The organism is Caballeronia sp. BR00000012568055 (genome assembly GCF_029439455.1).
Lineage (GTDB): Bacteria > Pseudomonadota > Gammaproteobacteria > Burkholderiales > Burkholderiaceae > Caballeronia.
On sequence record NZ_JAQFVG010000361.1, the window covers coordinates 1 to 9,919 of the forward strand.

The following is a 9,919-nucleotide window of genomic DNA, read 5'->3' on the forward strand; positions in this document are numbered from 1 at the left end:
GAGAATTCGAGCGTGACGTAGCCTTCCCATTCCGGTTCGAACGGCGTCACGTTGACGATGATCCCGCAACGCGCGTACGTCGATTTACCCAGACACACGGTCAAACACGAGCGCGGAATGCGGAAATACTCGACCGTGCGCGCCAAAGCGAAAGAATTCGGCGGAATGATGCAGACATCGCCCTTGAAATCGACAAAGGATTTCTCGTCGAAATTCTTCGGATCGACGATGGTCGAATTAATATTGGTGAAGATCTTGAATTCATCGGCCACGCGAATGTCGTAGCCATAGCTCGACGTGCCGTAGGAGACGATCTTGCGGCCGTCCTCGGCCACGCGCACCTGATCGGGCACGAACGGCTCGATCATCTTGTGCTCTTCGGCCATGCGCCGGATCCACTTGTCGGACTTGATGCTCATAGGGTGCGTTACCTGGCGGTGAAGGTTTTATAGCCTTCGGTCGAACGAAACCGCGTATTTTACGCGATAGATGCGACGCGCTTAGCGACGCTTATCTGCGTATCACGCCGCACGCGATCGCCGGTCCGACGTTATGCGGATACATCGCGTAAGGATCGGTCGCTTCACGATGAAGCATGATCGCGCGCGAGATCACGGAACGCACGCCATCGAGTGAAACGTCTGTTGCAACGATGAAGCCCGTGGCCGCGCCCGTGGCGTCCGAGCGGATATTGCCCAGCTCGCCTTCGAGCCGCGCATTCGGATGACGCCGGTCCGATTGCAACGCGAATACCGGACTCGTGTCCTGATCCGTCACGGCGATACAGTCGCCGCGCTCGTGCACTTCGAGCGCGTGGTCGCTGTTGGGCGGCATATCGGTAAGGTTGTAGGTGACCTGCACGCCATCCGCGCGTTCGATCAGCGTGATGGTGCCGCGCGCGGTGTTGCCGGGCGTGGGCTTGAGCACCGCATCGGCGCGTTTTTCGTGATTCTGGAAGAGGATGCCGCAGCCGCTCAGCAGCGCGCTGCATGCGGTCATGGCGATCATCGCGACAAGCGCGCTTCCGTCGAATCTGTGTCTCATGCGATCCTCTTCGCGGCCGTCCGCACCCAGTGTGCCGACATTGCCGCGCATCGAAGGCGACATGATACCGCGAGCCGCACCGCACAAGGCTCGCGGCGATTCGATGCAGTGCTCTGATTTACGTGTTTTGAACCACGATGCTCGGAAATTTCGACGTCATATCTCGCTGACGTTCGGCAATCGAAATGGCCACGCGCCGCGCGATCGCCCGATACGATTCCGCGATCTTGCTGTCCGGCTCCGACACGACCGTCGGCTGACCGGCATCGGTCTTCTCGCGAATGGCGATATCGAGCGGCAAGGAACCGAGCACCGCGACGCCGTATTCCTTCGCCATGCGCTCGCCGCCGCCCGCGCCGAAAATATGCTCTTCGTGTCCGCAATTCGAGCAGATATGCGTGCTCATATTCTCAACGATGCCGAGAATCGGAATGCCGACTTTCTCGAACATCTTGAGGCCCTTCTTCGCATCCAGCAGCGCGATATCCTGCGGCGTGGTCACGATCACCGCGCCCGTCACCGGCACTTTCTGCGAGAGCGTGAGCTGAATGTCGCCGGTGCCCGGCGGCATATCGACGACGAGGTAATCCAGATCGCGCCAGTTGGTCTGACGCAGCAATTGTTCGAGCGCGGAGGTGACCATCGGGCCGCGCCAGACCATCGGATTATCCTGTTCGATCAGAAAGCCGATGGAATTGGCCTGAATGCCGTGGCCTTCGAGCGGGTTCATCGACTGATTGTCGGGCGATTCGGGGCGGCCGGAAATGCCGAGCATCATCGGCAGGCTCGGGCCGTAGATGTCCGCGTCCAGCATACCGACCGACGCGCCTTCGGCCGCCAGCGCGAGCGCCAGATTGACCGCCGTCGTGCTCTTGCCCACGCCGCCCTTGCCCGACGCCACCGCGATGATATTTTTGACATTCGGCAGCAGTTTCACGCCGCGCTGCACCGCATGCGCCACCACGTCCGACGAGACATTCACCGCGACGTCAGCCACGCCCGGCACCGCGCGCAATGCGTTTGTCACCAGCGATCGGATAGAGTCGAACTGCGTTTTCGCGGGATAGCCGAGCACGACGTTCAGCGAAACCTTCGCGCCATCGACGGCAATATTGCGAAAACTCTTCGACTCGACGAACTTGCGGTCGGTGTTGGGATCGGTCAGTGTGGCGAGTGCGGTGTCGATCGCCGCGCGGTCAATGCTCATCGAAACTCCAGGGGAACAGTTGTTGCTTGTGGCCGTCGATGCCAGTCAACGGTCTGACGAATTTGCAAGGAATTGTTAGCGCCGTTGCGCGCGATACGCTGGCATTGCACTATCCCGCTGCAACTTTTTCCGGGGACGCACGCTTTCGGGCAGCCCGACGCCTTTCTCATTATTGTAGAGGTTCGTCTGTCGGCCCGTTCGGAAGACCCTTTCTGCAATTTTCTGCACCATCGGCGCGTGAGCCGAATTCGCTCGTTGAATCAAGGAGATCGAAAATGAATACCAAGTTGATGACTCGTCTGTCCGTGTTTGCGCTGGTCGGCGCGTTGGTTGCAGGTTGCGCGACGCAGCAAGGCCAGAACACAGCTGTCGGAACCGGCGCGGGCGCGGCCACGGGCGCGGCGCTCGGCGCGATCTTCGGCGGCGGCAAGGGCGCGGCGATCGGCGCGGCTGCGGGCGCGGCCACGGGCGGCATCGTCGGCTATAACTGGCAGTCGATCAAGAACAAGATTTCGGGCGACTCGAAGGGCACGGGCACGCAAGTGACCGAGCAGCAAGACGGCTCGCTGAAGGTGAACATCCCCAACTCCATTTCCTTCGATACCAACAGCTACGCGATCAAGCCCTCGTTCGATCCGGTGCTGAACTCGGTCACGCAGACGCTGCAACAGCATCCGGAGCTGATCGCAAGCGTGGTCGGCCATACGGATAACACCGGCACGGCGGCGTACAACCAGACACTTTCGCAGAACCGCGCGCAGAGCGTGGCGACGTATATCGCGACGCACGGTGTTCCGGCACAGCGCCTGTCGTCGCAAGGCATGGGTCAGAACCAGCCGATCGCCGACAACTCGACGGAAGCTGGCCGCGCGCAAAATCGCCGCGTGGAAATCTATCTGCGCGCGACGCAGCAGCCTGCGCAGTAAGTCGTTGATTTAACGAGAAGAATCGCCGTTTTTTGCGGAACGGCGAGATGAGAAACGCAGTCGTGTGAATCCAACTGAAAAAAAGTTGAAACTCGCACGCGTGGCGCGTGTCTCTCTTTACGGTAGGTGCGCGGCGTGTGCCGTGGCCTGCCATTCTCCTCTTGTCGTTGTTGCTCCGGGGCTTAACTGAGCCCCGGTTTTTTTTGGTGCGTGGGGTTTGTGGGCTTGGCTCAGGCGATCGAAATGTTGAGGCGTTTGCCGAGGGACAGAAACGCAGCCTCGATTGCTTCCAGTTTCGACGAATGACGCGGGTCGAGCAGGCGATCAACCTGCGGCATATGGACGTTCAGACGACGCGCGAGTTCGGATTTGCGCACGCCCTGACGGATCATCTCGTTAGCGAGGAACACCTTCGCTACAGTCAGTGCTGGCAAATTCACGACTAATTGGCCTTTCTTGGGCTTCGAAGGCATCGGAACTTCCCGCTTGTCGTCGAAATACATTTCGATGGCGGTTTCAAGGGCATCGAGCCCATTGAGCAGCGCCTCGCCTTCGTCATCTCCAGCGGTAATGGCTTCCGGAATGTCCGGGAACGTGACGAGAAGACTGTTGTTCGTGTCGAGTTCCAGGTTGACTGGATAGGACAACATGATGATGGATTCTCCAAATAACACTGCGCCCTCCGCTCACTTCAGCCCTAGCTGCTTCTTGATTGACTCCACCATTCCCTTACCGATCTCTTTGCTGCCGTGATCTGGAAATGTGGACCTTCTGCCATTGAGCGTGGCGCGGAAATGACTTCCTTTACCGGGCTCAAATTGGACACCCTGTTCACGAAGCCACCTCTTGAATTCACTGAACTTCATGATCCCTCCAGAGTTGACGAAGGGATCAACATACAACACTTATGTTATATTCTGCTAAGCGGAAAATGCAACTAGTTTGTTGTATTTTGTAGTTGCGCGATGGCAGCAAAGTGAGCCTACTCTCCGTCACCCGCTTTAACTCCTGCTCCCTGCCTTTCCCGCTCTCCCTGCTAAAATCAACTCCCCCCTCCACCAGCACTTCCACGGGCCGCGCCTTTATGTCAGCACCGATTTCCGACTCCGTATCCCCGGCGCCCGCCAATGCAGGCCGCCGCCAGGTCCTCGTCACGTCCGCGTTGCCGTACGCGAACGGTCAGATTCATATCGGCCATATGGTCGAATACATTCAGACGGACATCTGGGTTCGGGCGCTGCGAATGCACGGTCACGAGGTCTACTACGTCGGCGCGGACGATACCCACGGCACGCCCATCATGCTGCGCGCCGAGAAGGAAGGCATCACGCCCAAGCAGCTGATCGAACGCGTGTGGAAAGAGCACAAACGCGATTTCGACAGCTTCGGCATCTCGTTCGATAACTACTATTCGACCGATGCCGAGGAAAATCGCGCCCTCTGCAACACGATCTACGCCGCGCTTCAGCAAGCCGGCCTGATCGAAGCACGCGATATCGAGCAAGCCTACGATCCGGTCAAGGAAATGTTCCTGCCGGACCGTTTCATCAAAGGTCAGTGTCCGAAATGCGGCGCGAAGGATCAGTACGGCGATAACTGCGAAGTCTGCGGCTCGACCTATCAGCCGACCGAACTGATCAACCCGTATTCGGTCGTCTCCGGCGCAACGCCGATCCGCAAGACCTCGACGCACTATTTCTTCAAACTCTCCGACCCGCGCTGCGAAGAATTTCTGCGCGGCTGGGTGAGCGGTCTTGCGCAGCCGGAAGCGACCAACAAAATGCGCGAATGGCTCGGCGACAAAGGCGAAGCCAAGCTCGCCGACTGGGATATTTCGCGCGATTCGCCCTACTTCGGCTTTGAAATTCCGGGCGCGCCGGGCAAGTATTTTTACGTGTGGGTCGATGCGCCGGTCGGTTATTACGCGAGCTTCAAGAATCTCGCGGACCGTATCGGACTGAAGTTCGATGACTGGGTCAAGCCGGAATCGAAGGCCGAGCAGTATCACTTTATCGGCAAGGACATTCTGTATTTCCATACGCTATTCTGGCCGGCGATGCTCGAATTCTCCGGCCATCGCACGCCGACGAACGTGTTCGCGCACGGCTTTCTGACCGTCGATGGCGCGAAGATGTCGAAGTCGCGTGGCACGTTCATCACCGCGCAGAGCGTGATCGATACGGGCATCAATCCGGAATGGCTGCGCTATTACTTCGCGGCCAAGCTGAACAGCACGATGGAAGACATCGACCTGAATCTGGAAGATTTTCAGGCGCGCGTGAACAGCGATCTGGTCGGCAAGTACGTGAATATCGCCAGCCGCGCGGCGGGTTTTCTGCTCAAGCGTTTCGAAGGCCGCGTGCAGGACAGCGCGATGAATCACGCGCTGCTCGCCGATATGCGCGCCACGATTCCGCAAATCGCCGCGTACTACGAGTCGCGCGAATACAGCCGCGCGTTGCGCACGACCATGGAACTCGCCGATGCCGTCAACGCTTATGTCGATACGGCCAAGCCGTGGGAACAGGCGAAGGACCCGGCCAACGCGGTCGCGCTGCATGAGACGTGCAGCGTGAGTCTCGAAGCGTTCCGTCTGCTGTCGCTGGCGCTGAAGCCGGTGTTGCCGAAGCTGATCGAACAGGTCGAAGCGTTCCTCGGCATCGCGCCGCTGGCGTGGGCGGATGTGGCCGTGCCGCTGTCATCGGGCAATGCGATCAATGCGTATAAGCATCTGACCACGCGCGTCGATCCGAAGCAGATTACGGCGTTGCTGGATGCGAATCGCGAATCGTTGCAACCGGGTGCGGAGGCTGCTCCTGTAGTAAAAGCCGCCGCTCCCAAGGAAGAAGAAAGCTTCATCTCCATCGACGACTTTGCGAAGGTCGATTTGCGTATCGCCAAAATTGTCGATTGCAAGGCGGTCGAAGGTTCGGACAAGCTGCTGCAACTGACGCTCGATGTCGGCGAAGAGAAGACGCGCAACGTGTTTTCGGGCATCAAGTCGGCGTATAAGCCCGAAGACCTCGTCGGCAAGCTGACGGTGATGGTCGTCAATCTCGCGCCTCGCAAGATGAAGTTCGGTCTGTCCGAAGGGATGGTGTTGGCGGCATCGGCAGCCAATGAAAAGGCGGAGCCTGGCTTGTATATTCTCGAGCCACATAGCGGAGCAAAGCCGGGCATGCGCGTGAAGTAAGCGCATCGGCGGTCGATCGAAAGACTAAGGGCACGCGAGATTCGCGTGCCCTTTTTGCTTTCACCGGCCGCTCAATCCGATTCCACCGCCGTCGCCGATGCCCCCAGCGGCACCGACACACCCGACGCCCCAGACGCGCTCGAAGGCTGATCCGCGGCAGAGGAACGCGAGGACGACGACGACATCGACAGCAAGCGCGCCCACGAGTTGAACCGCCGCGTGTAGGACAGATCGACGCCCTGATACGTCCCGCCATACGCCGTCACCGACCAGAATCGCGACAGCGCGAGCGTGGCCTTGATCGCGTTGCTGGCCGATTGCAGACCTTGCTCGTAGCCGAGCACGAGCTTTTCGTTGATCGCCTTCGACAGCAGCACGACTTGCGGATCGGTCAGTCCCACTTCGCTCGATCCCACCGTGAACTCGTCCAGCCCCACCGTCTGCGCGATCTTCGCGCCGCCGCGACTGCCGAGCAGCGCGAGCGCGCTGGTCATCGCGCTCTGTTGACCGACGTTGTTGCCCTGATCCGTGCCATGCCCGAACAGCAGCCACGAGAGCTTTTCGTTATCCGGCACGCTCGGTTCGGAAATCAGCTTCGCGACCGGCGCTTGCGCCGTGCCCGTCACCTGCACGCCGGCCTCGACTTCCTGATTGCGCCGCATCGCCAGAATATTCAGGCCGGGATTCGTCACCGGTCCATTGAAGGTGAAGAAGCCGCTTTCGATATTAAGCTTGCGCCCGAACGCCGTGTACGTGGAACCCGGCGTCGTCACGCGGATATTGCCGACCGCGCGCAGCGGCATATTCGGCGCGCTCATCGCGGTAATCGTGCCGGCGAGACCCAAGTCCGCGCCCGCGCCCTTGAAGCGGAATTTCTGGCCGAGGTCGATATCGATATTCGCGCGCGGCGTGAACGGCCCGACCGGTTTCTCGCCTGCCGCGACGGTCGGCTGCTTGTTGTTTTCGCCCTTGATCGTGCCGTCGGCGCGCTCGATCACCACATCGTCGCCGAGTGAGGGCGCGGAGCTTTCCGGCAGATCGAACAGCGCATGATCGACGGTGAATTTGCCGTCGATCGCCATGCCGCCCTGCAAGCCCGCGTTGGCGATCTTCGCGCTGCCCGACAACGACAATTCCCGATCCGGCGATGCAAACAATTCCAGCTTGTCCGCGATGATGCTCGCCGTCAGATCCGGCTGCTGCTGATCGAGCCGCACCTTGCCGGTCGCGCGCAACGTGCCGCTCGCGCCGTGAAACTCGACCTGCTGCAAATCGACCAGATTCTCCGACAGCTTGATGCGAATGATCCCGTCCTTCAGTTGCACGCCCTGATCAACAACCGTGGCGGACAGATTGTCGCCATCGAGCGAACCGGACAGATTCGGCTTCGCGACGATGCCCGCAATCACCAGCTTCAGCGCAATCCTGCCGCCGAGCAGATAGTTCGCGCCGAGCAAACCGCCCGTGGTGCGCAACTCCGGCACATTCGCGTTGATGCCGCCGCTCAGCGGCGCGTTATCGTCGATGGTGAGGATGCCGTCGCGCGGCGTCAGCGGCGTATGCACATCGGCATTGATCACGCCGATACGGCTGGCCTGCGCATGCAGCGTCGCGTTCAGTCGATTGCCGTTGGTGAAGTCGGCGCGCGCGGTGATATCGCTGATGCCGAGCGCGGCCACGCCGCGTGTCCCGTCGATGGTCACGTCGCCGCTGCGGCGCTTGATCTGCGCATAACCGGTCGCCGTGGTGCCGAGCGTGAAGTTCCAGTCGCCATCGAAAACGAGGTCGGTGCGGATCGGCGGTTCTTCGCCGGTGAGCTGCTGCCGCACGTCGAGCAGATGGGGTATCGACACGTTCGTCAGCGTGCCCGCCGACTGAATGCGCCCGTTCTCCAGCGCGAACGTCTTCAGATTGAGCGATGCCCCTTCCGCGACCAGCTTCGTCGCGCCGAGCACGATACGCTTCGGCCCGTAACTCACCGTCAGCGGCGATTCCAGATTCACCGACGGCGTGCCCTTGTTGGTGAGCTTGGTGATGCTGCCGTCCCAGTGCGGACCATCGGGCGCATCGGTGAATTTGCCGTTGGCGGCGGCGGCGAGATTGACCGGCTGGCCGCGCACTTTGCCGGTGGCCGTGACATCGAGCGTGTGATGCTGACGCGTGCCGTTGAGGTTGGCATCGAGCGAGGTGATTTCGATGCCGTCTGTGGTGGCATCGCGCGCTTTCAGCGTGAAGACGAGCGGACCGTTGGAGCCGTCGCGGATATCGGCATGGCCTTCCGCGTGACCCAGGCGATTCGCGCCGAACACGACGCCATCGGCCTGATAGTTCGCCACCACGTTCGGATGCGCGATCGAGCCGGTCAGATCGCCGTCCGCCTTCACCGCGCCCGCAATGCCGAAGCCCAGGCGTTCGAGCGATGGCGCATCGACCTTGAAGCGCAGCCGGTCGCCGGGCGCGCCGAAGCTGCCGTTCAGATCGACATCGTTGCCCGCGACGGAGAGCGCCGCCTTGCTCGGCAGCAATCGCATGCCCGCAACCTGCACGGTGCCTTCGCCAGTGAGCGGAAGGTTGTCGTACATGCTGTCGGTGAGTTTGAAGGTGGCTTTGGTCGTGAGCGTGGGCGCAAGCTGGCCCGCAGCGGCGAGCGTGCCGTTGACGCGCGCTTCGATCACGCGCGGCGGTGCAGCGGGTTTTTTTTGCTTGCTTGCAGCAGGCTTCGACGCAATCAACTGCTGCTGCAACAACAAAGGATTGAAGTCGACGAACTTCGCCTTCAGGTCGTAACTCGAATTGACGTCTTTCTTCAGCACGCCGTTTGCTTCGACGCGGCCCTTGCCGACCGTCAGTTTCACATCGTCGAGTGTGGTTTGTTTCGGGTCGAGTTTGACCTTGGCTTGTGCACGCAGAGTGGCTTTCGGATCGTTGAGATCGGCGGTGATGTTCTGCGTATCGCCATTCAATTCGATCTTGATCGGTCCGGCGAAATCGGTCGGGCGCAGCGTCGGTTCGATCGCGTTGAGATCGAGCTTCGCCACTTTCAGGTCGAACTTGCCCTTCCCGCCCGCCAGCGATCCGCTGCCCGTCACGCTCGCCTGCTTGAGCAATCGCACGTTCAAATCCGTAATGCTTTGCGCCGATGCGTCCAGGCGCACGTTGGCGTGCGCATCGATCAGCGGAATCAGCTTGTCGGCGATGGAACCGGGCTTCGCGTTGACGATCGACACCGGCCCGCTGACGACGAAGCCCTTGGCGTCATCGACCGGTTTCACTTCGGCACGCACGGACAGATCGGCGGCTGGCGCGCCCGGCGCGAACGCCTGCGGATTCACGTGATCGACGGTCACGAGCGCGGATTTCAGCGGCACGTCGGCGAACGGCAGCGCTTCGACGTGCGCCTGACCGTTGAGTTTCATGCCGCTGGCGTCGATATCGGCGATCAGGTCTTCGAGCGCGCCCGAAAGCCGCGCGCCGACGCTCACCGTCTCGCCACTGACCTTGCCCGCATAACCCAGATCGCCGGACAGCGGAAACGGCCGCGCCCCGCCA

At 60.7% G+C, this 9,919-nt stretch carries 8 protein-coding genes; 2 read left to right on the forward strand and 6 right to left on the reverse strand.

Going from position 1 to position 9,919, the window contains the following annotated elements; translation table 11 throughout:
- From dcd to apbC, 3 genes are all read right to left on the reverse strand, one after another.
- A partial coding sequence (gene dcd, locus P7F28_RS33145) for a dCTP deaminase (RefSeq protein ID WP_277189561.1) occupies positions 1-419 on the reverse strand: 419 nt, incomplete at its 3' end.
- Between the two features lie 91 nt (positions 420-510).
- On the reverse strand, positions 511-1,044 hold the full coding sequence (locus P7F28_RS33150; protein ID WP_277189563.1) for a superoxide dismutase family protein: 534 nt from the start codon (positions 1,042-1,044) through the stop codon (positions 511-513).
- Between the two features lie 118 nt (positions 1,045-1,162).
- A complete protein-coding gene (gene apbC, locus P7F28_RS33155) occupies positions 1,163-2,251 on the reverse strand; it encodes an iron-sulfur cluster carrier protein ApbC (RefSeq protein ID WP_277189565.1) in 1,089 nt (362 codons plus the stop codon).
- Between the two features lie 275 nt (positions 2,252-2,526).
- Between apbC and P7F28_RS33160 the strand changes: the two genes are divergently transcribed.
- A complete protein-coding gene (locus P7F28_RS33160) occupies positions 2,527-3,177 on the forward strand; it encodes an OmpA family protein (protein WP_277189567.1) in 651 nt (216 codons plus the stop codon).
- Between the two features lie 230 nt (positions 3,178-3,407).
- On the opposite strand, the gene P7F28_RS33165 is transcribed toward P7F28_RS33160, so the two are convergent.
- The gene (locus P7F28_RS33165) at positions 3,408-3,827 is read right to left on the reverse strand and encodes a type II toxin-antitoxin system HicB family antitoxin (protein WP_277189569.1); all 420 of its coding nucleotides are present in this window, start codon (positions 3,825-3,827) and stop codon (positions 3,408-3,410) included.
- A 36-nt stretch (positions 3,828-3,863) separates the two neighbouring features.
- Positions 3,864-4,043 carry a type II toxin-antitoxin system HicA family toxin gene (locus P7F28_RS33170; protein ID WP_277189571.1) on the reverse strand — a complete coding sequence of 60 codons (180 nt, stop codon included), beginning with the start codon at positions 4,041-4,043 and terminating at the stop codon, positions 3,864-3,866.
- A gap of 218 nt (positions 4,044-4,261) precedes the next feature.
- On the opposite strand from P7F28_RS33170, the gene metG reads away from it, so the two are divergent.
- Complete coding sequence (gene metG / locus P7F28_RS33175; RefSeq protein WP_277189573.1) at positions 4,262-6,370, forward strand: methionine--tRNA ligase; 2,109 nt, start codon at positions 4,262-4,264, stop codon at positions 6,368-6,370.
- A gap of 71 nt (positions 6,371-6,441) precedes the next feature.
- Here the strand turns inward: metG and P7F28_RS33180 are convergent.
- Positions 6,442-9,919 (reverse strand): translocation/assembly module TamB domain-containing protein (locus tag P7F28_RS33180; protein WP_277189575.1); only part of this gene is annotated, 3,478 nt, incomplete at its 5' end.